This window comes from Arthrobacter sorbitolis (genome assembly GCF_054510995.1).
Map to the genome: position 1 here is coordinate 583139 of NZ_JBTNDM010000001.1, position 26199 is coordinate 609337.

Annotated in this window: 24 protein-coding genes; 10 read left to right on the plus strand and 14 right to left on the minus strand. The window is 71.1% G+C overall.

Translation table 11 applies throughout. From position 1 onward, the window contains the following. Positions 1-55: 55 nt before the first annotated feature. From ACX80K_RS02835 to ACX80K_RS02845, 3 genes are read right to left on the minus strand one after another with little or no spacing between them, the layout of a single operon-like run. The gene (locus ACX80K_RS02835; RefSeq protein WP_459270345.1) at positions 56-985 is read right to left on the minus strand and encodes a MaoC/PaaZ C-terminal domain-containing protein; all 930 of its coding nucleotides are present in this window, start codon (positions 983-985) and stop codon (positions 56-58) included. Beyond that, positions 982-2352, minus strand: a complete 1371-nt coding sequence (locus ACX80K_RS02840; protein ID WP_459270346.1) for a 3-oxoacyl-ACP reductase — start codon at positions 2350-2352, stop codon at positions 982-984. The genes ACX80K_RS02835 and ACX80K_RS02840 overlap by 4 nt, the downstream gene beginning before the upstream one ends. Then, complete coding sequence (locus tag ACX80K_RS02845) at positions 2352-3665, minus strand: acetyl-CoA C-acetyltransferase (protein WP_459270347.1); 1314 nt, start codon at positions 3663-3665, stop codon at positions 2352-2354. Before ACX80K_RS02845 ends, ACX80K_RS02840 begins: the two co-directional genes overlap by 1 nt. A gap of 64 nt (positions 3666-3729) precedes the next feature. Here ACX80K_RS02845 and ACX80K_RS02850 point away from each other — a divergent pair, with 64 nt between their 5' ends. Together ACX80K_RS02850 and ACX80K_RS02855 are read left to right on the plus strand one after the other, a co-directional pair. Next, positions 3730-4494 carry a TetR/AcrR family transcriptional regulator gene (locus ACX80K_RS02850; protein ID WP_459270348.1) on the plus strand — a complete coding sequence of 255 codons (765 nt, stop codon included), beginning with the start codon at positions 3730-3732 and terminating at the stop codon, positions 4492-4494. After that, a complete protein-coding gene (locus ACX80K_RS02855; RefSeq protein WP_459270349.1) occupies positions 4491-6611 on the plus strand; it encodes an acyl-CoA dehydrogenase family protein in 2121 nt (706 codons plus the stop codon). Before ACX80K_RS02850 ends, ACX80K_RS02855 begins: the two co-directional genes overlap by 4 nt. Positions 6612-6718: 107 nt before the next feature. On the opposite strand, the gene glgA is transcribed toward ACX80K_RS02855, so the two are convergent. Next, on the minus strand, positions 6719-7912 hold the full coding sequence (gene glgA / locus ACX80K_RS02860; protein WP_459270350.1) for a glycogen synthase: 1194 nt from the start codon (positions 7910-7912) through the stop codon (positions 6719-6721). A gap of 187 nt (positions 7913-8099) precedes the next feature. Here glgA and ACX80K_RS02865 point away from each other — a divergent pair, with 187 nt between their 5' ends. Continuing rightward, positions 8100-9287: a glucose-1-phosphate adenylyltransferase gene (locus ACX80K_RS02865; protein ID WP_459270674.1), complete on the plus strand. Its 1188-nt coding sequence runs from the start codon at positions 8100-8102 to the stop codon at positions 9285-9287. 99 nt (positions 9288-9386) lie between these two features. On the opposite strand, the gene ACX80K_RS02870 is transcribed toward ACX80K_RS02865, so the two are convergent. The 3 genes from ACX80K_RS02870 to ACX80K_RS02880 all read right to left on the minus strand — a co-directional run bounded on the left by ACX80K_RS02870 (position 9387) and on the right by ACX80K_RS02880 (position 12799). Beyond that, positions 9387-10238, minus strand: a complete 852-nt coding sequence (locus ACX80K_RS02870; protein ID WP_459270351.1) for a transglutaminase family protein — start codon at positions 10236-10238, stop codon at positions 9387-9389. Continuing rightward, positions 10235-11161 carry an alpha-E domain-containing protein gene (locus tag ACX80K_RS02875; protein WP_459270352.1) on the minus strand — a complete coding sequence of 309 codons (927 nt, stop codon included), beginning with the start codon at positions 11159-11161 and terminating at the stop codon, positions 10235-10237. Before ACX80K_RS02875 ends, ACX80K_RS02870 begins: the two co-directional genes overlap by 4 nt. Positions 11162-11239: 78 nt before the next feature. Then, positions 11240-12799 (minus strand): circularly permuted type 2 ATP-grasp protein, encoded by a 1560-nt coding sequence (locus ACX80K_RS02880; RefSeq protein WP_459270353.1) that lies wholly within the window; start codon positions 12797-12799, stop codon positions 11240-11242. Positions 12800-12909: 110 nt separating this feature from the next. Here ACX80K_RS02880 and pepN point away from each other — a divergent pair, with 110 nt between their 5' ends. Beyond that, entirely contained in the window at positions 12910-15516 is a 2607-nt protein-coding gene (pepN, locus tag ACX80K_RS02885; protein WP_459270354.1) for an aminopeptidase N, read from the plus strand. Here pepN and ACX80K_RS02890 read toward each other — a convergent pair. From ACX80K_RS02890 to ACX80K_RS02905, 4 genes are all read right to left on the minus strand, one after another. Further along, positions 15501-16577 carry a lipoate--protein ligase family protein gene (locus ACX80K_RS02890; protein WP_459270355.1) on the minus strand — a complete coding sequence of 359 codons (1077 nt, stop codon included), beginning with the start codon at positions 16575-16577 and terminating at the stop codon, positions 15501-15503. The genes pepN and ACX80K_RS02890 overlap by 16 nt on opposite strands. A 177-nt stretch (positions 16578-16754) precedes the next feature. Next, the gene (locus ACX80K_RS02895) at positions 16755-17012 is read right to left on the minus strand and encodes a type B 50S ribosomal protein L31 (protein ID WP_055773464.1); all 258 of its coding nucleotides are present in this window, start codon (positions 17010-17012) and stop codon (positions 16755-16757) included. 97 nt (positions 17013-17109) lie between these two features. Next, complete coding sequence (locus tag ACX80K_RS02900; RefSeq protein ID WP_459270356.1) at positions 17110-17934, minus strand: TrmH family RNA methyltransferase; 825 nt, start codon at positions 17932-17934, stop codon at positions 17110-17112. 37 nt (positions 17935-17971) lie between these two features. Next, on the minus strand, positions 17972-18757 hold the full coding sequence (locus ACX80K_RS02905) for an ABC transporter ATP-binding protein (protein ID WP_459270357.1): 786 nt from the start codon (positions 18755-18757) through the stop codon (positions 17972-17974). Between the two features lie 184 nt (positions 18758-18941). Here ACX80K_RS02905 and serB point away from each other — a divergent pair, with 184 nt between their 5' ends. Then, entirely contained in the window at positions 18942-19826 is an 885-nt protein-coding gene (serB, locus tag ACX80K_RS02910; RefSeq protein ID WP_459270675.1) for a phosphoserine phosphatase SerB, read from the plus strand. A gap of 167 nt (positions 19827-19993) precedes the next feature. Then, a complete protein-coding gene (locus ACX80K_RS02915) occupies positions 19994-20827 on the plus strand; it encodes a formate/nitrite transporter family protein (protein WP_459270358.1) in 834 nt (277 codons plus the stop codon). Positions 20828-20858: 31 nt separating this feature from the next. Here ACX80K_RS02915 and ACX80K_RS02920 read toward each other — a convergent pair whose 3' ends face one another. After that, entirely contained in the window at positions 20859-21608 is a 750-nt protein-coding gene (locus ACX80K_RS02920) for an SDR family oxidoreductase (RefSeq protein WP_459270359.1), read from the minus strand. A 54-nt stretch (positions 21609-21662) separates the two neighbouring features. Next, complete coding sequence (fabG, locus tag ACX80K_RS02925; protein ID WP_459270360.1) at positions 21663-22400, minus strand: 3-oxoacyl-ACP reductase FabG; 738 nt, start codon at positions 22398-22400, stop codon at positions 21663-21665. A gap of 140 nt (positions 22401-22540) precedes the next feature. On the opposite strand from fabG, the gene ACX80K_RS02930 reads away from it, so the two are divergent. The 3 genes from ACX80K_RS02930 to ACX80K_RS02940 are packed head-to-tail and all read left to right on the plus strand — an operon-like array spanning position 22541 to position 24071. After that, the gene (locus ACX80K_RS02930; RefSeq protein WP_459270361.1) at positions 22541-22960 is read left to right on the plus strand and encodes a DUF3099 domain-containing protein; all 420 of its coding nucleotides are present in this window, start codon (positions 22541-22543) and stop codon (positions 22958-22960) included. After that, positions 22953-23243 (plus strand): hypothetical protein, encoded by a 291-nt coding sequence (locus tag ACX80K_RS02935; RefSeq protein ID WP_459270362.1) that lies wholly within the window; start codon positions 22953-22955, stop codon positions 23241-23243. The genes ACX80K_RS02930 and ACX80K_RS02935 overlap by 8 nt, the downstream gene beginning before the upstream one ends. Continuing rightward, positions 23244-24071 (plus strand): SURF1 family cytochrome oxidase biogenesis protein, encoded by an 828-nt coding sequence (locus ACX80K_RS02940; RefSeq protein WP_459270363.1) that lies wholly within the window; start codon positions 23244-23246, stop codon positions 24069-24071. On the opposite strand, the gene ACX80K_RS02945 is transcribed toward ACX80K_RS02940, so the two are convergent. Next, positions 24068-24475, minus strand: coding sequence for an MmcQ/YjbR family DNA-binding protein (locus tag ACX80K_RS02945; RefSeq protein WP_459270364.1), 408 nt, complete (start codon positions 24473-24475; stop codon positions 24068-24070). The genes ACX80K_RS02940 and ACX80K_RS02945 overlap by 4 nt on opposite strands. A 320-nt stretch (positions 24476-24795) precedes the next feature. On the opposite strand from ACX80K_RS02945, the gene ACX80K_RS02950 reads away from it, so the two are divergent. Next, positions 24796-26166: a nucleotide sugar dehydrogenase gene (locus ACX80K_RS02950; protein ID WP_459270365.1), complete on the plus strand. Its 1371-nt coding sequence runs from the start codon at positions 24796-24798 to the stop codon at positions 26164-26166. The last annotated feature ends 33 nt before the right edge of the window (positions 26167-26199 follow it).

Genomic DNA, 26199 nt, shown 5'->3' on the forward strand with positions numbered 1-26199 from the left:
GTGAACTTCCCCTGAAAATCACCGGCCCTCTGGACAGGGCCCCACCGGCATGGAACTATCCCGCGCGAACCCACCCTGTGAAATGCGGCCGCCGGCGCTTCGTGGACCATCCGGTCACCTCGACGACGCTGCCGGTGCCGCCGCCGTCGTGCTCCGTGTGCGCGAACGACGTCGTCACGGTCCCGGGCAGGAGCACCGGTGCGGCGAAGTCGATGCGCCATGACAGGGCGCCGTCCGGGGCCGGTACGGCCTCGTCGACCATGCGTGCGGCCAGGTACATGCCGTGCGCGATCGCCGTCTTCATGCCCAGCGCCCGCGCGGTGGGTCCGCTGAGGTGGATGGGGTTCCAGTCACCCGAGACGGCCGCGTAGCGCCGTCCCGTGTCGGCGCCGAGCCGCCAGAGGCCCGTAGGCGTCGGGGCGGAGTACGCGGGGCGTTCCTCGTCGGGCCGGGTGGCCGGGGTCGCGCCGTCCGTGCGGAGGCCGCGGGCCAGATAGACGGAGCGGCCCGTCCAGACCCGTTCGCCGCCGACGGAGGCCTCGATGACGAGGTCCACCTGGGTCCCCGCGGAGTGGGGTCGCAGGTCCTCCGCCCACGCGACGACGTCGAGCGCCTCGAATGCACCGACCTGCCGGACCTGCTGCACCTCGTTGCTGAGGTGCACCATGCCGAGTAGCGGCAGCGGGAAGTCCGGCCGCGCCAGGACGCTCATCGCCACGGGGAAGGCGAGGGTGTGCACGTAGGCCGACGGCAGGGCGTCGCGTGCGGCGGAGCCGAGGAGATGCTGGAATCGCGTCAGTGCGCCGAGGTCCGCGACGATGCCGTCGACGCGGTGGCGGGCGGTTGGCAGGGAGGACGGCAGGGAGGACGGCAGAGTCCCCCGCCGGACGGTGCGCTGCGCGGCGAGCAGGATCGCCCGCCGGTAGAGCGCGGGAAGGCTGGCCGTCCCGGGCAGGGTCACCTCCTCGGCGAGTGCGCCGCTCACGCGCCGACCAGGTTCTGCCCGCAGACGCGGAGCACCTGTCCGTTGACCCCTGCCGCGGCGTCGGAGGCCAGGAAGGCGATCGTCTCGGCGACGTCGACGGGCAGCCCTCCCTGCTGCAGGCTGCTCAGGCGGCGTGCCACCTGGCGGGTGAGGGGCGGGATCTTCGCGGTCATGTCCGTCTCGATGAAGCCGGGCGCGACCGCGTTGATGGTGCGGCCGCCGTCGTCGAAGGCTGCCGCCTGGGCCCGGACCATGCCGATGACCCCGGCCTTCGACGCGGCGTAGTTGCTCTGGCCGCGGTTGCCGGCGATGCCGCTCGTCGAGGCGAGGCTGATGATGCGGCCCGTGTCCGAGAACACGGGAGAGGCGAGGAGCCGCTCGTTGATGCGCAGCTGCGAGGCGATGTTCACCGCGATCACGGAGTCCCAGCGGGCCGCGTCCATGTTGGCGAGCAGCTTGTCCCGCGTGATGCCCGCGTTGTGCACCACGATGTCGAGGGCGCCGTAGCGCTGCCCGACGTGGTCGAGGATGCGCGTGGCGGCGTCGGGTGCCGTGATGTCGAGCTGCAGGGCCGTCCCGCCGACGCTGTTGGCGACCCGGGCGAGCTGCTCACCGGCGGCGGGCACGTCCACCGCGACCACGCGGGCTCCGTCGCGGGCGAGGACCTCGGCGATCTTCGCGCCGATGCCTCTTGCGGCGCCGGTGACCACGGCCGTCCTGCCCGTCAGGGGCCGGTCGGGCGTGTCCTCCGCCGTCGGACGGGCCGTGGCGCCGGCGGCGCTGCCCCCGGGCGTGGCGGCGACCTCGATGAACTGGCCGTCCACGTACGCGCTCCTACCGGACAGGAGGAACCGGAGGGCGCCGAGGGTGGTGGGGTCGGTGGTCGTGGCGGTGCCGCGCAGGATGATCCCGTTGGCCGTCGCGCCGCCCCTCAGTTCGTGCGCCACCGACCGGAGAGCGCCGTCGATGCCCTGGCGGGCCGCGGCCTCCGCGGGATCCGCGGTGTCGGCGGAGGACCGGAGGACTCCGATGACGCGCCCGCCCGGGACGAGCAGCCTCACGGCCTGCCCGAGTTCGAGCATCGGTGCGGCGAGGTCCTCCGGCGAAGCCGCGCGGTCGAGGACGACGACGGCCGCGCTCAGCGTCTCGCCCGGCAGGACGTGCCGCCGCACCTCGACGTCCCAGCCGAGCAGGACGTCGGCGAGCGCGTCGGCGCCGGCCCCGGAGCCCGTGACGAGCACGGGGTGCGCGGCGAGGGCCTCCCCCGGCGTGTGGCGCCGCAGCACCGAGGGCCGCGGCAGGCCGAGGGCCTTGGCGATCCTGCCGGGCAGCGGCGTGTTGACGAGGTCGAGGTAGCTGTCTCCCATCAGTTCCTGGCCTCGAGGATCGCGACGACGCCCTGGCCGCCCGCGGCGCAGACCGAGATGAGGCCTCGGCCGCCCTGCTCGGACAGCGTCTTGGCGAGGGAGGCGACGATGCGCCCTCCCGTTGCCGCGAAGGGGTGCCCGGCGGCGAGGGAGGAGCCGTTGACGTTGAGCTTCGCCCGGTCGATGCTGCCGAGGGCGCCGTCGAGGCCGAGGACCCGCTTGCAGTAGTCGGCGTCCTCCCAGGCCGCCAGCGAGCTGAGGACCGTCCCGGCGAAGGCCTCGTGGATCTCGAAGAAGTCGAAGTCCTCGAGGGTGAGGCCGTTGCGTGCGAGCAGGCGGGGCAGGGCGTGGACGGGTGCCATGAGCAGGCCCTCGTCGCCGTGGACGAAGTCCACCGCTGCCGCCTCGGCGTCGACGATGTTCGCGAGCATGGGCAGGTTGTTGGCGGTCGCGTACTCCTCGCTGCCGAGCAGGACGACGGCGGCGCCGTCGGTGAGCGGCGTGGAGTTGCCGGCCGTCATGGTCGCCGGGGTGTCGAGGGACTTCCCGAAGACGGGCCTGAGCGTGGCCAGCTTCTCGAGCGAGGTGTCCGCGCGGAGGTTCGCGTCCTTCGTGAGGCCCCGGTACGGCGTCAGGAGGTCCGAGAAGAACCCGCGCTCGTAGGCGGCCGCGAGGTTGCGGTGGCTGCGGAAGGCGAGCTCGTCCTGCGCCTCGCGGGAGATCTCCCACGCCGCGGTGGTGAGCGCCTGGTGCTCGCCCATGGACAGGCCCGTGCGGGGCTCCCCGGTCGTCGGGGCGTTGGGCGAGAGGTCCTTCGGGCGGAGCGTGGCGAGGGTCTTCACCTTCTGCTGCGTCGTCTTCGCACGGGAGAGGTCCAGCAGCACGCGCCGGAGGCCCTCGCTCACGGCGATGGGCGCGTCGGAGGCGGAGTCGACGCCCCCGGCGATCCCCGACTCGATCTGCCCGAGCTTGATCTTGTTCGACAGCCCCACCACGGTCTCGAGGCCGGTGGCGCAGGCCTGCTGCAGGTCGTAGGCGGGCGTCTCGGGCGAGAGTGCCGAGCTGAGGACCGCCTCGCGGGTCAGGTTGAAGTCGCGGGAGTGCTTGAGGACGGCGCCCGCGGCGACCTCCCCGATGCGCTCCCCCTGGAGCCCGAAGCGGGCCACCAGCCCGTCCAGGGCGGCGATGAGCATGTCCTTGTTGGAGGAGTAGGCGTACGCGCCTCCCGAGCGTGCGAAGGGGATGCGGTTGCCGCCGATGACGACTGCCGTGCGGGGTGAGGAGGCGTGCTGTGCCCCGGCCTGATCTGCCATGGAAGAGCTCCTGGTACGAGAGGGTGGATTACCGATACCTAGCGTACCTGATACGCTGGGTATCATGAAGCTCGCGTCGGCCCTGAAGGGCGCCTCCCCGAAAGCGCCGGGTGGCGCCCCGGCAGCGTCCGATGGCCGGTCCAGCCGGTGGGAGAAGCACCGCGCGGAGCGGCGCCGCCAGCTCATCAGGACCGCCCGGCGGGCCGTGGACTCCCTCGGCCCGGGCGCGTCGATGGAGGACATCGCGGCGGCCGCCGACACCTCCAAGTCGGTGTACTACCGCTACTTCGGCGACAAGACCGGGCTGCAGCGGGCCATGGCGGAGGTCGTCATCGGGCAGATGCAGCAGAAGGTGCTCGACGCGGCGAAGTCCGCCTCGACACCCCGCGAGGGCCTGTACTCGATGGTGCTCGCCTACCTGCAGATGGCCCAGACCTCCCCCAACGTCTACGCCTTCGTGACGCGCGTGGGCATCGCGGAATCCACGGCGGCCGACGACGGTCCCCAGGACACGCTCGCCCACTTCCTCGCCGCGATCACCGGGATGATCTCGCGGCCCATGCGCGCCTACCTGCTCTCCCCCGACCGGCCCGCCGGTCCCGACGACGCCGCCCCGGAGTACTGGCCGGCCGCGGCGATCGGCATGGTGCGCGCCGCGGGCGAGAGCTGGCTCTGTGCACCCGAGAGCCCCGACAGACCCACCGAGGAGCAGATGGCCCGCCACATCACGGGCTGGCTCTTCGACGGCATCAGCGGGCACGAGGACCTCGTGCCGGCGGCCGCCCCGCCTTCCCCCGCAACCCGCCGACCAGCGAAGGACACGCCATGACCGACACCATCTCCAGGCCGCAGCAGATTCCGGCGACGGTCGACATCAGGGACGACGACCGGGCCACCGTCGACACCGCCGAGCTCGGGGAACTGCTCCTCGGCAGGTGGGCACACGTGCGCCGCGTGGCCCGCGAACTCGCGGGCCGCCCCGAGCTGCACAAGATCGAGGGCCTCACGCACACCGACCACCGCCTGCGCTGCTTCGACCAGCTCCACTACCTCGTGGGCCAGAGGGCCGTGCACCGCGCGTTCCCGAAGGCCTTCGGCGGGGACGACGACAACGGCGGCAACATCGCCGGCTTCGAGGAGCTCGTCGTCGCCGATCCCTCGCTGCAGATCAAGGCCGGGGTGCAGTGGGGTCTCTTCGGGTCCGCCGTCATGCACCTCGGCACCGAGCAGCACCACGCGGCATGGCTGCCCGGCATCATGAACATGGAGATCCCCGGCTGCTTCGCCATGACCGAGACCGGCCACGGCAGCGACGTGGCCAGCATCGCCACCACGGCCACGTTCGACCCGGCGACGGACGAGTTCGTCATCGACACCCCCTTCCGTGCCGCGTGGAAGGACTACATCGGCAACGGGGCCGTCGACGGTCGGGCGGCCGTCGTCTTCGCGCAGCTCATCACGAACGGCGTGAACCACGGCGTCCACGGCCTCTACGTGGAGCTGCGCGACGCGGACGGGTCCTTCAAGCCCGGCGTCGGCGGCGAGGACGACGGCATCAAGGGCGGCCTCAACGGCATCGACAACGGACGCCTGCACTTCACCGGCGTCCGTGTGCCCAGGACCAACCTGCTGAACCGCTACGGCGACGTCGCCGAGGACGGCACGTACAGCTCGCCCATCGCCTCTCCCGGGCGCCGCTTCTTCACGATGCTCGGCACCCTCGTGCAGGGGCGCGTCTCGCTCGACGGCGCCGCCGTCGCGGCGAGCAAGCTGGCCCTCACCGCCGCCATCACCTACTCGACCCAGCGCCGCCAGTTCAACGCGTCCTCGAACCTCCGCGAGGAGGTGCTGATGGACTACCAGCGGCACCAGCGCCGGCTCCTGCCGCGCCTGGCCGCGACCTACGCCGCGTCGTTCGCGCACGAGGAACTCCTCGAGAAGTTCGACGGCGTCTTCTCCGGCGAGCACGACACCGACGAGGACCGCCAGGACCTCGAGACCCTGGCCGCGGCCCTCAAGCCGCTCAGCACGTGGCTGGCCCTCGACACGCTCCAGGAGTGCCGCGAGGCGACCGGCGGCCAGGGGTTCCTCATCGAGAACCGGTTCGCCTCGCTGCGCGCCGACCTCGACGTGTACGTGACCTTCGAGGGCGACAACACGGTCCTGCTGCAGCTCGTCGCCAAGCGCCTGCTGACCGACTACGCCAAGGAGTTCAAGGGCGTCGACTTCGGTGTGCTCGCCCGCTACGCCGTGTCCCAGGCCGCGGGGAAGACCCTGCACCGCTCCGGTCTCCGGCGCGTCGCGCAGACGGTGGCCGACTCCGGGTCGGAGAAGAAGTCGGCGATCGCCCTCCGCGACGAGGACACGCAGCGCCAGCTGCTCACCGACCGCGTGCAGGCCCGCGTGGCCGACGTCGCCGCGGTGCTGCGGGGGGCGAAGGGCAAATCGCAGGAACAGTCGGCGGCGCTGTTCAACGAGCACCAGGACGAGCTCATCGAGATGGCGCACGCCCACGCGGAACTGCTGCAGTGGGAGGCGTTCACCCGCGGGCTGAAGAAACTCGAGGACCCGGGCACGCGGGAGGTCCTCACGCGCCTCCGCGACCTCTTCGGCCTGTGCCTGATCGAGAAGGACCTCGCCTGGTTCCTGATGAACGGGCGGCTCTCCTCACAGCGCGCCCGGACGCTCGACGGCTACATCAACCGCCTGCTCCTCAAGATCCGCCCCCACGCGCTCGACCTCGTCGAGGCCTTCGGCTACGGGCCCGAGCACCTGCGATCGGCCATCGCCGGTGGCGCCGAGCAGCAGCGCCAGGAGGAGGCGGCGGAGTACACGCGCCGCCGCCGCGCCGGCGGGGACGCCCCCATCGACGAGAAGACCCTCCTGGCCCGGGACGCCCGGGAGAAGAAGGCGAAGAAGGCCGCCAAGGTGCGCGCGAAGCGCTGATCCCGTCGAGAGGCAGGAACGACCACCTGTCGGGTCCCCGACCGGTCGTTCCTGCCCTCTCGCAGTGGAGCGGCACGCTCAGGGGGGGTGCCGCCGCCGAAGTACTCCTAGAGGACGCTCCGGTACACCTCGAGCGTGGTCTCGGCGATCGAGTCCCAGCCGAAGTGGCGCTCCGCCCGCTCCCGGCCGGCCGCGCCCATGGCGGAGGCCCTGGCCGGATCGGCGACGAGCGCGTTCAGGGCCGCCGCGAAGTCGGCGACGAACCCCTCGGGGTCCAGCGGCGTCCCGGTGCCGTCCTGCACCTGCTCGAGGGGCACGAGCGTGCCCGTCACGCCGTCGTCGATCACCTCGGGGATCCCGCCGGTGGCGGAGGCGACGACGGCTGCGCCACAGGCCATCGCCTCGAGGTTCACGATGCCGAGGGGCTCGTAGATGGACGGGCAGGCGAACACCGTGGCGTGGCTCAGGATCTGGATGACCTCGCGGCGCGGCAGCATCCGCTCGATGAGCACCACCGAACCCCGCTTCGCCCGCAGGTCCGAGATGAGCACCTCGGTCTCCGCAGCGAGCTCCGGCGTGTCCGCGGCCCCGAGGCAGAGGACCAGCTGCACGTCGGCGGGCAGGTGGGCGGCCGCCCGGAGGAGGTAGGGCACGCCCTTCTGGCGCGTGTTGCGCCCCACGAAGACCACGCTCGGCCTCGCCGGGTCGATGCCGTGGGCGCGGAGGGCGTCGTCGTCCTCGTCACGGGCCCACAGGGCCACGTCGATGCCGTTGTGCACCACGTGCACCCTGGCGGGGTCGACGTCGGGATAGCTGCGGAGGATGTCGGCCCGCATGCCGGCCGAGACGGCGATCACGGCGGCCGCGGCCTCGTAGGAGGTCTTCTCCACCCAGGACGAGAGTGCGTACCCGCCGCCGAGCTGCTCGGCCTTCCACGGACGCAGCGGCTCGAGGCTGTGGGCGCTGAGCACGTGCGGGATCCCGTGCAGGAGCGAGGCCAGGTGCCCGGCCATGTTGGCGTACCAGGTGTGCGAGTGCACGACGTCGGCACCACCGATACCCTGCAGCATCTGCAGGTCCGTGCCGAGGGTCTGCACCGCGGCGTTCGCGGCGGTGAGGCCCTCCGGGACGCCGTAGGAGAGCACCGAGGCGCCGTGGTAGTCCTCCGGCCGGGGCGCGCCGAAGGCATGGACCCGCAGGTCGACCTGCGGGGCGAGGACGCGGCTCAGTTCGGCGACGTGCACCCCCGCGCCGCCGTAGATCTCGGGCGGGAACTCCTTGGTCACAATGTCTATTCGCACCATCCCAACGTAGTGCAGTGCGTCGGAGTCCTCTAGTGTGAGGAGACCGGAAGGGTTCCGGGATGGATCGATGCTCGATCGGCCACCCATCGGGAACGCAGAACACTCAAGGAAGAGCGGGGGGTCAGAAGTGGCACCGAAGAAAGTACTTGCCGTGGTCTTGGCAGGCGGGGAAGGCAAGCGGCTGATGCCGTTGACCGCGGACAGGGCCAAGCCGGCCGTACCGTTCGCCGGGAGCTACCGGCTCATCGACTTCGCGCTGTCGAACCTCGTCAACTCCGGCTACCTGCAGATCGTGGTGCTCACCCAGTACAAGTCCCACAGCCTCGACCGGCACATCTCCGAGACGTGGAGGATGTCCACGCAGCTGCAGAACTACATCGCCTCCGTGCCGGCGCAGCAGCGCCGGGGCAAGAGCTGGTTCCTCGGCAGCGCGAACGCGATCTACCAGTCCCTGAACCTCATCCACGACGCGCAGCCCGACATCGTCGTCGTCATCGGCGCCGACCACGTGTACCGCATGGACTTCGAGCAGATGGTGGACGCCCACGTGAGGAGCGGGGCGTCCGTCAGCGTCGCCGCCGTCCGCCAGCCGATGAACCTCGTGGACCAGTTCGGCGTGATCGAGACGGCGCAGGACGATCCGGGCCGGATCGCCGCGTTCGTCGAGAAGCCGGCGACGACACCCGGCCTGCCTGATGATCCGGACAGCTTCCTCGCGTCCATGGGCAACTACGTGTTCACGACGGACGCCCTCGTGAAGGCCCTCGAGGACGACGCAGCGCGTCTCGACACCAAGCACGACATGGGCGGGGACATCATCCCCTACTTCGTGGAGCGCAACGACGCCGCGGTGTACGACTTCACGACGAACGACATCCCGGGGGCGACCGACCGCGACCGCCAGTACTGGCGCGATGTCGGCACGATGGACTCCTACTACGACGCCAACATGGACCTCATCTCGCCCCTGCCGCTGTTCAACCTCTACAACCTGCAGTGGCCGATCTACACGCGGCAGAGTGTCTCCCCGCCGGCGAAGTTCGTCCGCAGCTCCTCGGGGCGCTCGGGTGAGGCCCATGATTCGATCGTCTCGGCAGGCGTCGTCGTCTCCGGCGGCGCCGTCCAGAACTCCGTGCTGGCGACGGACGTGTTCATCGCGGAGTCGGCCGAGGTGACCGGGTGCGTCCTCCTCGACAAGGTCAACGTCGGGGCCGGCGCCGTGGTGCGCCGGGCCATCATCGACAAGAACGTGCGGATCCCGGCGGGGGCGAAGATCGGGGTGGACGCCGAGCTGGACCGTCGCCGCGGTTTCTCCGTGACGGACTCCGGCCTGACGATCGTCAGCAAGGGCCAGGTCGTCTCCCCCGCCTGATCAGGCGGCCGGCACGATCCGGCACGATCCGGTGACGGAGGAGGCCCCGACGCACCGCCGGGGCCTCCTCCGCGTCCGGGCGGACGCACTGCGGTGCTGCTACGCGAGCCTCGTGATCGCGACCGTGACGTTGAGCGTCGACCCTCCGCCGCCGGACAGGATGCCCTTCAGCGGTGAGACGTCGCGGTAGTCGCGGCCGCGCGCCACGGAGACGTGGAAATCGCCGACCGGGCCGCTGTTCGTCGGGTCCCAGCCCCGCCACTCGCCGTCGTACCACTCCACCCAGGCGTGCGACTGCCCGGCGACGGTCTCGCCGACGGCGGCGCTGCGGCGGGGGTGCAGGTAGCCCGAGATGTACCGGGCGGGGATGCCGAGGCCGCGCAGGGCCCCGATGGCGACATGCGCCAGGTCCTGGCACACGCCCTTCCGCTCGGCCCAGGCGTCGCGGGCGCTCGTCTGCACGCCCGTGGCCCCCTGCACGTAGTCCATCTGCGTCCGCAGCCAGTCGAAGACGGCCCGCGCGGAGTCGTGGGGGTTCAGGCCCTGCGTCGCCTCGGCGACGAGCTCCCGCACCTCATCGCCAGGCTCGCTCAGGTCCGTCTGGCTCAGCCAGTCGGCGAACCCGTCGCTCAGGGCCGGTGAGCCCAGGTCCTCCCAGGAGAGGATCTCGCCGTCGCCGGGCACACGTTCGAGCCGGCTCACCTCGACGGTGGAGACGGCGGTGACCTCGAGGTGCTCGTGCGGCACATGGACGTCGAAGGACGTCACGCGCGTCCCCCAGTAGTCCCGGTAGGTGCCGACCGCGGCGCTCGACGGGCTGACCTTCAGCGTGGACTCGAGGACCACCTGCTGCGGATCGGTGAGCGGCGTCATCCGGGCCTCGTTGTAGGACAGGGAGACGCGGCCGAGGTAGTCGTAGCCGGTGCGGTGTTCGATCAGCAGGCGTGTCATGAGACCTCTCCGACCCAGGACAGCTCGTCGGCCTGGGAGAAGTACGTACGGGAGACGGCGTCCGAGGCCCGGGCGCAGGCCTTCTGGACGCGGTCCATGTGCTCGGGCAGTTCCGACATCAGGTCGCGGGTCTGGTGGAACTCCAGGAACGTGCGTGCCTGGCCCACGATCCGGCTGGCGTCGTTGATGAAGCCCACGCGCCGGTAGGCAGGGTTCAGCTGGGTCAGGCATTTCTCGGCGTCACTGAGCGCATAGACGATCGAGCGCGGGAACAGGCGGTCGAGGAGCAGGAACTCCGCCGCCTGCTGGTCCCCGAACGACGCCCGGCGCGTCCGCAGGAACGATTCGTAGGCACCGGCGCACCGCAGCATGTTGACCCAGGAGAGGCCGGCGGCATGCACGTCGTGGGTGGAGAGCATGCGGGCCGTCATGTCGGCCCGCTCCAGGCTGCGCCCGAGCACGAGGAACTGCCAGGACTCGTCGTGGCTCATGGTGGTGTCCGAGAGCCCCCGCACCATGGCGGTGCGCTCGACGACCCAGTGGCAGAACCGGTACGTCCCGACGACGTCCTTGCGGTGCTGGCTGAGGCCGTACCAGGTGGTGTTCAGGCTCTCCCAGACACTGCTGGAGACCGTCTCCCGGGCGCGCCGTGCGTTCTCCCGCGCGGCGCCGAGGGCGCCGGCGATCGACGTGGCACTCGACCGGTCGTACGCCAGGGCCTGCAGGAGGTCCGAGAGGTCGGTGTCCTCCTTCTCCGGCCTGCTGCCCATGACGCCCATCAGCTGCCGGGAGGTCTCCCGCTGCTGGGCCAGGGGCATCTGGTTGAGCCGTTCCAGGTGGACGTCGAGGATACGCGCCGTACCGTCGGCCCGCTCGACGTAGCGGCCGATCCAGAAGAGCGATTCAGCGATGCGGCTGAGCATGGGTCCTGCCTTCCAGGGTTCTCGGGGCGGAGGGATGCGCTGCAAAGCGGGCGGCGGGGAGCCGGGTCCGTCCCTGCATCATTGCTGCTGCGACTGCTGGTCCTGCCAGTTGCTCTCGATCGGCCAGACGCTGGTGCGCTCGCGGACGGCGACGGGGCCCTCCTGCGGCGCGGCGTCCCCGACGGGCCCCCGGACCTCGCCGTCGACCACCCAGGTGTCCTTGGACCCTCCGCCCTGGCTCGAGTTCACGATCAGCGAGCCCTCCTTCATGGCCACGCGCGTGAGCCCGCCGGGCAGCACCCACACCTCCTCGCCGTCGTTCACGGCGAAGGGGCGCAGGTCCACGTGGCGGGGGCTGAACTGGCCCCCGGACATCGTGGGCACGGTGGAGAGCTGCAGGACGGGCTGTGCGATCCAGCCGCGCGGGTCCTCGAGGATCTTCGCGCGGAGCGTGTCGAGCTCGGCCCTCGTCGCGTCGGGACCGATGACGAGGCCCTTGCCCCCGGAGCCGTCGACGGGCTTCACGACGAGCTCGTCGAGGCGGTCGAGGACCTCCTCCCGGGCGGGCGCGTCCTCGAGCCGGTAGGTGTCGACGTTCGCGATGATCGGGTCCTCCCCCAGGTAGTACCTGATGAGGTCGGGGACGTAGGTGTAGACGAGCTTGTCGTCGGCGACGCCGTTGCCGACCGCGTTCGCGATCGTCACCATGCCCGCGCGCGCGGCGTTGACGATGCCGGGGCAGCCGAGCACCGAGTCCGCGCGGAACTGCAGCGGGTCGAGGAACTCGTCGTCGATGCGCTTGTAGATGACGTCGACGCGCTGCTCCCCCGCGGTCGTCCTCATGTAGACGCGGTTGCCGCGGCAGATGAGGTCGCGGCCCTCGACGAGCTCCACGCCCATCAGCCCGGCGAGCAGCGTGTGCTCGAAGTACGCGGAGTTGAAGACGCCGGGCGTCAGCACGACGATGGTCGGGTCCTCGACGCCGGGGGGCGCGGTCTTCCTCAGGGCGGCGAGCAGGCGGCGGGGATACTCCTCGACGGGGCGGACGCGCTGCTGGCCGAACGCCTCGGGCAGGCCCTTGGCCATCGCGCGCCGGTTCTCGAGCACGTAGCTGACGCCGCTGGGCACGCGGACGTTGTCCTCGAGGACGCGGAAGGTGCCCTGCTGGTCCCGGACGACGTCGATCCCGGAGATGTGGACGCGGACCCCGCCCGCGGGCGCGAATCCTGCGACCTCGCGGTGGAAGTGCGCGCTGGAGGTGATGAGGCGGCGCGGTATCACGCCGTCGGAGACCACCGCCATCTTGTCGTAGACGTCGTCCAGGAACGCCTCGAGGGCCTTCACGCGCTGCGCCACACCGCGCTCCAGCGTGTCCCAGTCGCTGCCGGCGATCACGCGCGGCACGATGTCGAGGGGGAAGGGACGCTCCTCCCCCGCGAAGTCGAACGTGACGCCGCGATCGAGGAAGGTGCGGGCCATCGAATCGGCGCGGGCGGTCACCGCCGCGAGGTTGAGTTCGTCCAGCGCGGCCGCCACCTGACCGTATTCGGTCCGCGGCAGCTGTCCCGTGTCGAACATCTCGTCGAAGGCGGGCGTCTTGCGGGCGGCGGCTGCGTAGTCAGCGAAAAGCTCGGACATGGGACCAGAGTGCCATGGATCACCCCCCCGGTACACAGCCGCACACACCGGTACACGCGCCGTTAATACGCCGGAAACGAGGCCGTCGCGGTGCGTGGTTGAATGGCCGGATGGAGAACGAGAATCTGGGCCGCGACGAGGCGGCTGCCCGGTCCGACCTGCTGCGGACCGAGAGCTACGCCGTCGACCTGGATCTCTCGGGGGCGCGGGACCCGGGTGTCGCCACGTACCGGACCACCACCACCGTGACCTTCTCCTGCCGGCGGCCCGGGAGCTCCACGTTCCTCGACTTCATCGGGGACGTCACGGCGCTGGAACTGAACGGGCGGCCGCTGGACCCCGCGGCGGCGGACGGCGCGCGGATCGCGCTGCACGACCTCGCCGGGCACAACACGGTGACGGTCGAGGGACTGGCCCGGTACAGTTCGAGCGGCGAGGGGCTGCACCGGTTCGTCGACCCCGCGGACGGGGAGACCTATCTCTACACGCAGTACGAACCCGCCGACGCCCGCCGCGTCTTCGCCTGCTTCGAACAGCCGGACCTGAAGGCGTCCTTCTCGTTCGGTGTCACCGCGCCCGCCGGGTGGACGGTGGCCTCCAACGGCGCCGAGGTGGCGGTCGCGCCCGTCGAGGTGGCGGATGCTCCGACCTCGAGGTGGACCTTCGCCCCGACCCCCCGCATCTCGACGTACATCACCACGGTGCTCGCCGGCCCGTACCACCGGGAGACCGGCTCGTGGACCGGCGCCGCGGGGACGGCGGCCGACGGGCTCGATATCCCGCTCGCCCTCTACTGCCGCCGCTCGCTGGCGCCCTCCTTCGACGCCCCGGAGATCCTCGACACGACGCGGCGCGGCCTGGACTTCTTCCACGACCTGTTCGACTACCCCTACCCCTTCGGCAAGTACGACCAGGCGTTCGTGCCGGAGTACAACCTCGGCGCCATGGAGAACCCCGGCCTCGTGACGTTCACGGAGAACTACGTGTTCCAGTCGGCCGCCACCGAGGCGCAGCGCGAGGCCCGGGCGAACACGATCCTGCACGAGATGGCGCACATGTGGTTCGGGGACCTAGTGACCATGTCGTGGTGGGACGACCTCTGGCTGAAGGAGTCCTTCGCCGACTACATGGGAGCCCTCGCGGTTGCCGAGGCCACGCGCTGGGAGACCTCGTGGGTGAGCTTCGCGAACCGCCGGAAGACGTGGGCCTACGTGCAGGACCAGCTGCCGACGACGCACCCGATCGTCGCGGACATCCCGGACCTCGAGGCGGCGAAGCAGAACTTCGACGGCATCACGTACGCCAAGGGCGCCTCCGTGCTGAAGCAGCTCGTCGCCTTCGTGGGCCGGGACGCCTTCACGGCCGCAGCCCGGCAGTACTTCCGGAAGCACGAGTACGGGAACACGACGCTCGCGGACCTCCTCGACGTCCTCGCCGACGCGACGGGCCAGGACCTCGCGGGCTGGTCCCGCGCCTGGCTGGAGACCTCGGGCGTGCCCTCGCTGCGCGCGGAGGTGACCGCAGCCGGCGGCGTCCTCTCGGACGTGACCATCGTCCAGGACGCGGTGGACCCGGTCACGGGCCGGGACGAACCCCGGCCGCACCGGATCCGGGTGGGCCTGTACACGTTCGACGACGGCGGCTGGCTGGTCCGCACCGCGTCCGAGGCCGTCACCGTGGAGGGAGCGCGGACGCCGGTGCCCGCCCTCGCCGGGACGGCGCAGCCCGCCCTCCTGCTGGTCAACGACGACGACCTCACCTACGCCAAGGTGTCCTTCGACGAGCGGTCCCTCGCCACGCTCCTGACGTCGGTCCACCGGCTGCGGGACCCCCTGGCACGCGCCACCTGCCTGACCGCCCTCTGGTCCGCGACGCGGGACGCGGCCATGCCGGCGTCGTCCTACCTCGATGCGGTGATGCTCGCCGCTCCTGCCGAGACCGGGGTGGGCGTGCTGCAGGTCCTCCTGGCCAATGCCCGGACCGCCGTCGAGGGATTCGCCCCGGCCGCCGGCCGCCCGGCGCTCCGCGACAGGATGAGCGGCTTCCTGGCGGAGGGACTGCGTGCCGCGGAGCCGGGGTCCGACCTGCAGCTCGCCTGGGCGCGGGCCCTCGCCGCCGCGGCCCGCACCGCACCGCGCGCGTGCGGCGTCGTCCGGTCCGTCCTCGACGGCGAGGAGGAGATCGCCGGACTGCGCCTCGACGCCGAGCTGCGCTGGTTCTTCCTCCAGGGCCTCGCCGCGCAGCAGCGGGTGCGTCCCGGGGAGCTGGAGGCCCGACGCGGCGAGGACGCGACGGCGTCCGGGCGCGTGGGCTTCACGCTGGCCTCGGCGGCCATCCCCGACGCCGCGATCAAGGAGGCCACCTGGGAGGAGGCCGTGCGCGGCGAGCGGTTGTCGAACGAACTGCTCGGCGCCGCGATCGAGGGCTTCCGGATCGGCCCCCGCGACCTGCTGGGACGGTACGAGGAGCCCTACTTCGAGGCGATCCGCGGCGTCTGGGCGACGCGCGGGATCGAGATGGCGAGCAGGATCGTCCGGGGGCTGTACCCGGGCCACCAGGACCTCGAGGGTGCGCCGGAGCGGCACCCCGTCGTCCTACGGACCGACGCCTGGCTCGCCGGGCACGCCGACGCACCCGCGGCGCTCCGGCGGATCGTCGTCGAGGAGCGGGACCACCTGCTGCGTTCCCTGCGGGCGCAGGCTCAGGGCACGCGGTAGAGCCAGTCCTCCGTGCCGAACTTGCGGTCCACGAGCTCCTCGGCGCGTCGCAGCTCGTCCCCGGACAGCGTGGCGTCCACGGCGCCGTAGCGGCGACGGAAGGTGGAGATCAGGACGTCGATGATCTCCTCGCGTGTCCTGCCCGTCTGGCGGCGCAGCGGATCCACGCGCTTCTTCGCGCTCCTCGTCCCCTTGTCCGACATCTTCTCCTTGCCGATCCGGAGCACCTCGAGCATCTTGTCGGCGTCGATGTCGTAGCTCATGGTCACGTGGTGCAGCATGCCCCCGTTCGCGAGCCGCTTCTGTGCGGCGCCCCCGATCTTCCCGAGGTCGGTCGCGATGTCGTTGAGCGGCTGGTACCAGGCCCTGATGCCGAGCTCCTGCAGCGCTTCCATGACCCACGCGTCGAGGAAGGGGTACGACTCGGCGAAGCTCATGCCGTCGACCAGGGACTGCGGCACGTAGAGGGAGTACGTGATGGCGTTGCCGTGCTCCATGAACATGGCACCGCCGCCGCTGATCCGCCGGACCACCGTCACGCCGTGGCGGGCCGCGCCCTCCGGGTCCACCTCGTTGCGCACCGACTGGAAGCTGCCGATCACGACGGAGGGCGACTGCCACTCCCAGAAGCGGAGCGTGGGGTTGCGGGCGCCGGTGCCGACGTCGTGCGTGAGGACCTCGTCCATCGCGACGTGCATGGCCGTGGAGAGCGGCGTGGGCGGGATGATCTCCCACGCGTGGTCCGAGAAGGCGGTGGCCCGGCCCAGCGCGCGACGGACGGCCGTGGCGATCGCCTCCGGCGAGAACCCGAACAGGACGGCGGACGGGTCCAGGCGCACCGTGACGGCGGCCGCGAGGTCCCCGGGTGCCGTGTCGGCGGGGAGCCCCTCGAGTGCCGCGTTGATGTCGAGGAGCGCCTCGTCCGGCTCGAGGAAGAAGTCACCGTTGACGGAGACGTCCGCGAGGCGACCGTCCCGGACGGCGAGGTCAACGGCCGTGAGCTTGCCGCCCGGTGTCTTGTACTCGCCGTGCAGGCGGGACGTGTCGGATGCCTGTGTCATTGCTGGACCTCCCCGGAGCGCCCGCTGCCGGGCGCGTCGGTGTCGTGGTGGGTGTCGTGGTGGGTGTCGTGGTGGGTGTCGTGCACGTCGCCTTAAGCGGGAAAAGCCACGCCGGATGGGCGTGGCTTTTCCTCGGGGACGGCGGGCTCTCGCCCGGGGTTCCGGTGCGGAGCTCGGCTACTTCTTGCCGCCGAAGCCCTTGAAGCGGGCGTTGAAGCGCTCGACGCGGCCTGCGGAGTCCATGATGCGCTGCTTGCCCGTGTAGAACGGGTGCGACTCCGAGGAGATCTCGACCTCGATGAGGGGGTAGGTGTTGCCGTCCTCCCACTCGATGGTCTTGGCGGAGCCGACCGTGGACTTGGTCAGGAACGCCTTGTCGGAGGCCAGGTCGCGGAACACGACCGACTGGTACTTGGGGTGGATATCAGACTTCACGGGACTACCTTCTCTGGTTGCCTGGATTTTGCCAGGCACGGGAATGGAGGTGGCAACTGGGCCAGCTAGCAATACTAGCGCAGGAGCCGGGCCGCCGCTAAACCGCGGGCGGGCCGCCGTCGTACCGGCACTCCCAGAAGGCGACGGCGGCCGCGGCGGCGACGTTCAGCGAGTCCACTCCCCCGTGCATCGGGATGGTCAGGGCGACATCGGCCTCGGCGAGAGCGGCGGCGCTCAGGCCGTCCCCCTCGGTGCCGAGGAGGAGCGCGAGCCGGTCCTGCTCCCGCGCGGCGAAGGCGCCCAGCGGCACGGCGCCGGGCACGAGCGCCAGGGCCGCGAGGGTGAAGCCGGCGCCGCGCACGGCGGCGAGGTCCTCGGGCCAGGCGCCGAGCCTCGCCCAGGGCACCTGGAGGACGCTGCCCATGCTGACGCGCACCGCCCGCCGGTAGAGCGGGTCGGCGCTGCGCGGGCTGACCAGGACGGCGTCGATCCCGAGTGCGGCGGCGGACCGGAACACGGCGCCGAGGTTGGTGTGGTCCACCATGTCCTCGATGACCACGAGGCGGCGGGCGGAGGCCAGGATCCCCTCCAGCGGCAGCGGCGCGGGGCGGTGCATCGCGGCCAGGGCGCCACGGTGGAGGTGGAACCCGGTGACCGCCTCGAGCGTCGCCTGCGGCGCGACGAAGGCCGGCACGGAGGGGAAGCGCGCGAGGACGTCCGCCAGGTCCGGCACCCACTTGGGCGCGAGCAGGAACGACCGCGGAGCATGACCGGCGTCCAGCGCACGGCGCAGCACCTTGGGACCCTCGGCGATGTAGAGGCCCTCGGCGGGCTCCCGGGCGAGGCGCAGCTGGACGTCGGTGAGGTTCCGGTAGTCCGCGAGGCGCGGGTCGTCGGCCGCCTCGAGGTGGATGAGCGGCATCAGCGGACCGCAGGGCTTCCGCCGGGGTCGCCGGGGGTCACGCCCGGGCGACGGCGCTGTAGCGGCCGTTCTCCTCGGTGAGCTTCAGGGCGACGTCGAACGCGGTACCCAGGTTCTCCTCCGTCAGCACGCCGCCGATCGGGCCGGCCGCGACGACGGCGCCGTCCCGGAGCAGCAGCGCGTGCGTGAAGCCCGGGGGGACCTCCTCGAGGTGGTGCGTGACCAGCACCATGGCGGGGGCCTCCTCGTCGCGTGCCAGCTCGGAGAGGCGCTGCACGAGGTCCTCGCGGCCGGCGAGGTCGAGGCCTGCTGCCGGCTCGTCGAGGAGCAGCAGCTCCGGGTCCGCCATGAGGGCCCGGGCGATCTGGACGCGCTTGCGCTCCCCCTCGCTGAGGGAGCCGAAGCGGCGGTTCAGGTAGCGGGACACGCCCCACGCGTCGAGCAGGCGGAACGCCCGCCGCTCGTCGAGGCGTTCGTACTGTTCACGCCACCGTCCGGTGACCCCGTAGGACGCGGTGACGACGACGTCCAGCACCGTCTCGTGATCGGGTACCTGGGAGGCGAGGGCGGCCGAGGCGAGGCCGATCCGCGGGCGCAGCTCGAAGACGTCGACGGCGCCCATGACCTCGTCGAGGATCCCGACGACCCCGCGGGTGGGGTGCAGGCGTGCGCCGGCGAGCTGGAGGAGCGTAGTCTTCCCGGCCCCGTTGGGACCCATGACCACCCAGCGCTCACCCTCCCGGACCTGCCAGTCGATGTCATCGAGGAGGGTCTTCCCACCCCTGACGAGGCTCACTCCCGCCAGTTCCAGAACGTTGCACATGGTCCTAGACACTAGGCTAAGGAGCGGCTCCGTGGCGAAACCGCCGGGCCTCGCGGGCGGCGGCCGTCGTCGCCCCGCGGATACGCCCCGGCAGACGCGTCCGGCGGCACTCGCGCGGTACGCGCGGCCACCCCCGGAGCGACGGGCAGACGGCGCCGGCCACGGCGCGGACAGGAGCAGGCCCATGCGGGACGACGCCAGGGTGGTCGCGTACGCCCGACACCTCGACGACGGGCACCGCGACGGCCTGAGTTCGGCCCTGCGGGGGCTCGGTGCCGAGGTACGGGCCGCGTCCACCGCCGCGACGGCCACCTATGACATCGTGACCCTCGACGTCTCGCTCCCCGCCGACGCCTCCCGCCTCCGCGCCGGGCTGTCCCGCTGGTGCTCCGCGACCGGCGTGGGCGCGGCCCTCGTCCCTGCCCCGGTGTACGCCCCCGGTCCGAAGCTGCTCGTCATGGACGTCGACTCGACGCTCATCAAGCAGGAGGTCATCGAACTGCTCGCTGCCCACGCCGGCCGCGAGGCGGAGGTGGCAGCGGTGACGGAGGCGGCCATGCGCGGCGAGCTCGACTTCGCCCAGTCCCTGCACCACCGGGTGCGCGCCCTCGCGGGCCTGCCGTCCTCGGTCGTCGACGACGTCGTCGCCCGGATCGAGCTCAGCGACGGTGCGGAGCAGCTCGTCGCGGCGTACCTCGACGCCGGGCACCGGGTCGGGGTCGTCTCGGGCGGCTTCTCCCAGGTCCTGGCGCCCCTCGCCGAGCGCCTCCGCCTCTCGTTCGCGCGGGCGAACGATCTCGAGGTCGAGGCGGGCATGCTCACCGGGCGCGTGACGGGGGCCGTCGTCGACCGCGGCGAGAAGGAACGGGTGCTCCGCTCGGAGGCCGGCCGCTCCGGGGTGCCCCTCGCGTCGACGATCGCAGTGGGTGACGGAGCGAACGACCTCGACATGCTGGCGGCGGCGGGACTCGGCGTGGCGTTCCGGGCGAAACCGGCCGTGCGGGCCGCGTCCGACGCCGCACTGGACCTGCCCGATCTCGACGTCGTGCGGTACTTCTCGGGCCTCTGACGACCGGCGGCACCCACACCCAGGCCCCGATGCCCAGCGGAAATCCGGCCACCCCGGAGGCTCCCGCCGGTGGCACGATGGCTTCCGACGCGGACCCCGCCGGCCCTGCCGGCCGCCGCGGTCCAGGACAGGCGCCGGATCCCGGCCGCCGCGGGCAGAAGGGCACGATGAGCGAGGAACGCAGGCGGGAACTGGGCGGGACCGACGCCCCGGTCGAGGACGAGCTGAAGCAGTCCTTCGACAGGACGACCGGTGAGGGGGCCGAGAGGCTGCACCGGACCCTGAGGAACGTCCTCGTGACGGGGGTCTTCGGGGGCTTCGAGGTCGGGCTCGGCATCATGGCGTACCTGGCCGTGATGCATGCGACGGGCGACCACCTGCTCGCGGGCCTCGCCTTCAGCGCCGGGCTGGTCGCCCTGATGCTGGCGCACAGCGAGCTGTTCACCGAGAACTTCCTGATGCCGGTGGCCGCCGTCGTCGCCCGGCAGGGCAGCGTCGCGCAGCTCGCGAGACTGTGGGGCGGGACACTCGTCGCCAACCTCGCGGGCGGCTGGGTGTTCATGTGGATCGTCATGCAGGCGTTCCCGCAGTGGTCGGGCACGGTGAGCACGAGTGCCCACCACTTCGTCGACGCGCCGTTCTCGCTGCAGGTCGTGGCGCTGGCCGTGCTCGGGGGCAGCACGATCACCCTCATGAGCAGGATGCAGCAGGGCACGGAGAACGACGTCGCGCGGATCGTCGCGACCGTGATCGGGGGCTTCCTCCTCGCGGGCCTGCAGCTCTTCCACTCGATCCTGGACTCGCTGCTGATCTTCGCGGCGATCCACTCGGGAGCCGACATCGGCTACGGGCGATGGCTGGCCTGGTTCGGCTACACGGTGGTGTTCAACATGCTGGGAGGGATCGTGCTGGTCACGCTCCTGCGCCTGGTCCGCACGAAGGAACTGATCGCGCAGAGCCGGGCAGAGGCGCCGGCGGACCCGGAGGCGCCCCACGGCTGAATCGCTGGGCGCCTCCGGCCGGGCGGGAGGATCAGCCCTTGGCCAGGAAGTCCTCGGCACCGCCCACGTACTCGGTGTGGCCGGTCGGGACGTCGGCGGTCGCCATCCTGACGATCTCGGCCGCGAACTCCGCGACCGAGTAGAGGCGCCCCGCCTCCTGGCGGCGGGCCTCGATGGCGCCGGGGGTCGCGCGGTCGAGCAGGGTCGCGGTGACCGTGCCCTCGATCATGTCGCCGGACACGACGACGAGCGTGATGCCCTTCTCCTCGAGCTGCGGGATCAGGGCACGCAGTGCGTCCTCGCCGGCCCGCTTGCTGCGGGCGACCGGCTCGTAGGCGTCCATCGTCTCCACCTTCTCGATGAAGTGCGCCTGGTGGCTCGTGACGAAGACGACACGCGAGCCCGCGGGCATGACGTCGACGGCGGCGGTGAGCATGGCCACCTGCGCGTCGCGGTTGAGGCGGAGGGCGTAGTCCTCCCCCATCGACGTCTCCATGCCGCCCGATGCGTTGAGCACGAGCAGGTCGAGCCCGCCGAAGCGGGACACGGCGGCATCCACCAGGGCCGCGGGCCCCTCGTCGGTGGTCAGGTCGGCGCCCACGGCGACGGCCTTCCCGCCGGCCGCCTCGATCCCGGCGACGACCTTGTTCGCGCGGGGCGCCTTCTGCCGGTAGTTGACGACGACGGCGGCGCCCTGCGCTGCCAGCAGCTGCGCGACGTCGGCTCCGATGCCGCGGGACGATCCGGTGACGATCGCTGTGGTTCCCTCGAGGGTGGCCATGATGCTCCTTCTGCTCGAAATCTGCTCGAAATCTGGACTGGGGTGCTGGAGGCGTCAGTGGCCCATGCCGAGGCCGCCGTCGACGGGGATGACGGCGCCGGAGATGTAGGCTGCGGCGTCGCCTGCCAGCCAGGCCACCACGCCGGCCACTTCGTCCGGGGAGGCGAAACGCCCTGCGGGGATCGTGGCGAGGTAGCTCTTGCGCGTCTCCTCGGGCAGCTCCGCCGTCATGTCGGTGTCGATGAAGCCCGGCGCGACGACGTTGGCCGTGATGCCCCGCGATCCCAGCTCGCGCGTGAGGGACCGGGCGATGCCGACGAGGCCCGCCTTGGAGGCGGAGTAGTTGATCTGGCCCGGGGCGCCGTACAGGCCCGTGACGCTCGAGATCAGGATGACGCGGCCGCGCCGGAGGCGGATCATGCCGCGCGACGCCCGCTTGACCACCCGGAACGCACCGGTGAGGTTGGTGTCGATGACGTCGGTGAAGTCCGCCTCGGTCATGCGCAGGAGCAGGACGTCCCGCGTGATGCCGGCATTGGCGACGAGGACCTCCACGGGGCCGTGCTCGGCCTCGACCCGGCTGAACGCGGCGTCGATCTGCTCCTCGCTCGTCACGTCGGCCCTGACGCCGAGCATGCCCTCGGGAACCTCACCACTTCGGTAGGTGATGGCAACCTTGTCGCCGTTGGCTACGAACACCTTAGCGATAGCAAGGCCGATGCCCCGGTTGCCGCCCGTGATCAGGACGCTCCGACCGGTCGCCGTCGTCGTGCTGTCTGCATCAGGTGCCAAGGGGAGAACTCCTCTGTCTATGGGCCGGAGGCGGTGCACACCGTCTCCGCCGAACTGTCCCGACGATCCTAGCGGCGCATCCCTCGACTTCGGGAACGGGGCCCGGAGTGAGACAATTGAGGGAGTCTTTTTGGAGTGTGATGAGCAACAAATCGAAGCACAACACAGACGTCCACAGCATCTCCGACGCTCGTGTCGGTCACAGCGACGAGATGCGGACCCGCATGATCCGGTACACGGTGTCGATGAGCATCCGTCTCGTCTGCTTCATCCTGGTCTTCGTGGTCCCGTACGTGTGGCTGCAGTGGGTCATGATCGCGGGGGCCGTGTTCCTGCCGTACTTCGCCGTGATCGTGGCGAACGGTGGCAGTGACACGAGCAACATCCGGCACAGCGATGCGCTGATCGACCGCGCCCCGGTCCGCGAGATCGAGGCGAGGGTCCTCGACTCCGCTCCCGACGACGGCGACGCCGTCCTGAGCGGGGAGGTCCTCGACGACACGCCTGCGCCGCACGGCTCCCACGCCGCCGGTTCCGGCAGGTCCGGCGCCGATGCCTGACGCAGTGCCCCCCGGAGGACCCGCCGTCGGCTCGACGGCGGGTCTCTCCCTGTTCCTGCCGCCGCGCCCGGCAGGCGCCCCCGTGTGCTCCCGCAAGGGCTGCCGGGACGACGCCGCCTGGCAGCTCCTCTGGAACAACCCGCGCATCCACACGCCCGAGCGCCGGAAGGCGTGGGCCTCGTGCCCCGGCCACGTCGCGTGGTTCGAGGAGTACCTCGGGGACCGGGGCCTCTGGAAGCAGACCCTCCCCCTCACGCCCGACCGACCGATGGAGACCCGCTAGGTGTACCGCTTCCTCGTGTCCGCGCGCTGGCTCGGCTGGCTCGCCATGGTGATCGTGCTGGCCGCGGGCTGCGTGGGCCTCGGTCGCTGGCAGCTCGACCGCCGCGAGGAGGTCGTGCAGGACATCCAGCGCATCGAGGCCAACTACGATGCCCCGCCGGCGCCCTACGTGCCGGGGACGAACGGTTTCGACAGCTACGATCCCGACCGCGAATGGACGCCCGTCACCTTCACCGGGACCTACGACGTCGCCCGCCAGGTGGTGGTGCGCAACCGTCCCCTCAACGGGCAGCCGGGCTACGAGGTCCTGACGCCCCTGCGGCTCGACGACGGCACCGCGGTCGTCATCGACCGCGGGTGGCTCCCGATCGGCAATGCCGAGGCCGGGCGCCCGGACGAGGTCCCCCCACCGCCGTCGGGCCGGGTCGAGGTCACGGCCAGGACCAAGGCGGGTGAACCGGCGGTCAACCGTGGCGCCCCCGAGGGCCAGGTGGCGTCGATCGACCTGTCCGCGCTCGCGGACCGCCTGGACTACCCGCTGCAGGACGCCGCCTACGGCCTCCTCGCCCTGGAGCGGCCCGCGGCAGCCGAGACACCGGTGGCGGCGCCCAAACCGTCCATCGACGAGGGCCCGCATCTCTCCTACTCCATGCAGTGGTTCGCGTTCGGCGTGCTCGCCTTCGTGGGCCTCGGGTATGCGGCGCGCCAGCAGCGCAGGAGCGACGCCGAACAGGACGGCACGGCTCTGCAGCGCCCGACCCGCCGGCGCCGTGGGCCGTCCTCGGAGGAGGAGGAGGACGCCATCCTCGACGCGCAGGGGATCCGCTAGGACCCCTCGGGTCCGGCTGCCGGCCAGCCCAACGCCTCCCGGTCCGCCGCGGGCAGGGAGGAGACCACCAGGTCGTAGGAATCCTCGATCATGTCCCGCACCGTTCCGGGCGGGAGGTCCCCGTCGAGCCGCACCCCGTTCCAGTGCCTCTTGTCGAGGTGCCACGCGCCCGTGATCTCCGGATGCGCGGCGCGCAGCTGCACCGCCAATGCCGGTTCGCACTTGAGGGAGATGGACGGCGGGCGGGCGTCCACGCCCGTGAGGGCGAAGATCTTCCCGGGAGTCCCCGTTCCGCCGCGACGATCGGCCCGGACCCGGAAGGCCGCGGTACCCGGGCCGAACGGATAGTCCTCGTAGGCGCCCGGGAAGGACAGGCACGAGGTCCGGAGCCAGTCGAAGTCCACGCGACCACCCTAGCGGCAGCCGGCCGGGCACGAGTAGCAGCCAGTATGGTAGCCGCCGCACGTCGGTCGCGCCAGTAATCGCCCCTGCCCCTCCGCGTAGCCGTAACGGGACTTCGGGTGGTACTTGCAGGTGTTCCGGACCGGAGTCGAGTGGAATTCACTCGTGCGTGCGCGCAGGGCCCTTCGTAGAGTTTTGGCGACGGACGATGAATTCGTCGACTGTCGTAAATGTTCCAAGGCTCCGAATCAGGGATTCCGGGCATTTTGTCGGGCACCTCACCGACCAGCGACGGAACCGCCGATCAAAAAAGGACGAAGTTATGACTGGAAATCTGGTTGCTGGTCCGAAATTGTCGAACAGGCACAATGCACCGCAGCTCCTGGAAGCTCCCGCCCCGGTCTTCGAACCGGCGCCGGAACAGCAGGAACAGGCCTTCGAATTCGATGTCGCAATAGTCGGCATGGGCTATGTCGGACTGCCGACGGCGCTCGCCTTCACCGCCGCCGGCGCCAGGGTACTCGGCGTCGACGCGAGCACCTCGCGCCTGGACGTCATCCGCAACGGACGCGCGGACCTGGTGAACTCCGACCGGGAACGTCTGACCCGGGCCCTGGCCGATCCTTACTTCGAGCTCACCTCCGACTCCACCCGCCTGTCCCAGGCGGCCGCCGTCATCATCTGCGTCCCCACACCGGTGGACGCCTACCTGGTCCCCGACCTCGGCATCCTCAGCAGTGCCTGCCAGACCGTCGTCGAGCAGGCGGTGAGCGGCCAGTTGCTGCTCCTCACCTCCACGACCTACGTCGGCTGCACCCGTGACCTGCTCGCGACCCCGCTCGCACGCCGCGGTCTGGTGCCGGGCAGCAATATCCACCTGGCTTTCAGCCCGGAACGGATAAACCCGGGTGCCGACAATTTCGCCCACGAGGACGTCCCCCGCGTCGTGGGTGGAATCACGAAGAGCTGCACGACGGCGGCCGTGGCACTCATCGGCACGTACACCCGCTCCATTCACGTCGTGAGTTCCGCGGACGCCGCGGAAATGACGAAACTCGTCGAGAACACCTTCCGCGCCGTGAATATCGGTCTGGCGAACGAATTCGCCGATATGTCGCATTCTTTGGACCTCGACGTCATGGAGGTGATCGGCGCCGCGGCGACGAAGCCCTACGGCTTCATGGCCTTCACGCCGGGCCCGGGGGTGGGCGGCCACTGCATCCCCTGCGATCCCCACTACCTGCTCTGGCAGATGCGCAAGCTGCGTCTGTCGACACCGGTGATCGAACAGGCGATGAACGCGATCGCCGCCCGGCCCGGCAAGGTGGTCGACCGCATCCGCAAGATCCTGTCGGACCGCGACATGGGCCTCCACTCCGCGCGGGTCCTCGTCGTCGGCGTGGCCTACAAGCCGGATGTCGAGGACCTGCGGGAGTCCCCCGCACTGGAGATCCTCGCGAGCCTCATCGACGAGGGTGCCGTGGTGGGCTACCACGACCACCTGATCCCGACCGTGCGACTGGCCGACGGGACCATGCTCGAGCACGATGCCGACCCCGGAGCGTTCGAGGCCGACCTGGTGCTCCTCCATACCGCGCACAGCTCGGCAGACGTCACCTGGATCTCCCCCGAGGTCCCCGTGCTGGACTCCACGTTCCGCCTGGCCCTCGGAACGAACATTTTCCATCTCTAGACGCATCAGCCTCGAAACGAACCAGCTGGGAGA

Bases quoted from the DNA above. Each gene is read 5' to 3' on its own strand.
- ACX80K_RS02870 (WP_459270351.1), bottom strand. From the start codon at position 10,238: ATGACACGCCTGCTGATCGAACACCGCACCGGCTACGACTACCTCGGC.
- ACX80K_RS02900 (WP_459270356.1), bottom strand. From the start codon at position 17,934: ATGCCGCTCATCCACCTCGAGGCGGCCGACGACCCGCGCCTCGCGGAC.
- ACX80K_RS02905 (WP_459270357.1), bottom strand. From the start codon at position 18,757: ATGTGCAACGTTCTGGAACTGGCGGGAGTGAGCCTCGTCAGGGGTGGG.
- ACX80K_RS02920 (WP_459270359.1), bottom strand. From the start codon at position 21,608: ATGGCCACCCTCGAGGGAACCACAGCGATCGTCACCGGATCGTCCCGC.
- serB (WP_459270675.1), top strand. From the start codon at position 18,942: ATGCGGGACGACGCCAGGGTGGTCGCGTACGCCCGACACCTCGACGAC.
- ACX80K_RS02865 (WP_459270674.1), top strand. From the start codon at position 8,100: ATGCCGTTGACCGCGGACAGGGCCAAGCCGGCCGTACCGTTCGCCGGG.
- ACX80K_RS02890 (WP_459270355.1), bottom strand. From the start codon at position 16,577: ATGACACAGGCATCCGACACGTCCCGCCTGCACGGCGAGTACAAGACA.
- pepN (WP_459270354.1), top strand. From the start codon at position 12,910: ATGGAGAACGAGAATCTGGGCCGCGACGAGGCGGCTGCCCGGTCCGAC.
- ACX80K_RS02935 (WP_459270362.1), top strand. From the start codon at position 22,953: ATGCCTGACGCAGTGCCCCCCGGAGGACCCGCCGTCGGCTCGACGGCG.
- ACX80K_RS02915 (WP_459270358.1), top strand. From the start codon at position 19,994: ATGAGCGAGGAACGCAGGCGGGAACTGGGCGGGACCGACGCCCCGGTC.
- ACX80K_RS02950 (WP_459270365.1), top strand. From the start codon at position 24,796: ATGACTGGAAATCTGGTTGCTGGTCCGAAATTGTCGAACAGGCACAAT.
- ACX80K_RS02880 (WP_459270353.1), bottom strand. From the start codon at position 12,799: ATGTCCGAGCTTTTCGCTGACTACGCAGCCGCCGCCCGCAAGACGCCC.
- ACX80K_RS02850 (WP_459270348.1), top strand. From the start codon at position 3,730: ATGAAGCTCGCGTCGGCCCTGAAGGGCGCCTCCCCGAAAGCGCCGGGT.
- ACX80K_RS02930 (WP_459270361.1), top strand. From the start codon at position 22,541: ATGAGCAACAAATCGAAGCACAACACAGACGTCCACAGCATCTCCGAC.
- ACX80K_RS02840 (WP_459270346.1), bottom strand. From the start codon at position 2,352: ATGGGAGACAGCTACCTCGACCTCGTCAACACGCCGCTGCCCGGCAGG.
- ACX80K_RS02855 (WP_459270349.1), top strand. From the start codon at position 4,491: ATGACCGACACCATCTCCAGGCCGCAGCAGATTCCGGCGACGGTCGAC.
- ACX80K_RS02875 (WP_459270352.1), bottom strand. From the start codon at position 11,161: ATGCTCAGCCGCATCGCTGAATCGCTCTTCTGGATCGGCCGCTACGTC.
- ACX80K_RS02845 (WP_459270347.1), bottom strand. From the start codon at position 3,665: ATGGCAGATCAGGCCGGGGCACAGCACGCCTCCTCACCCCGCACGGCA.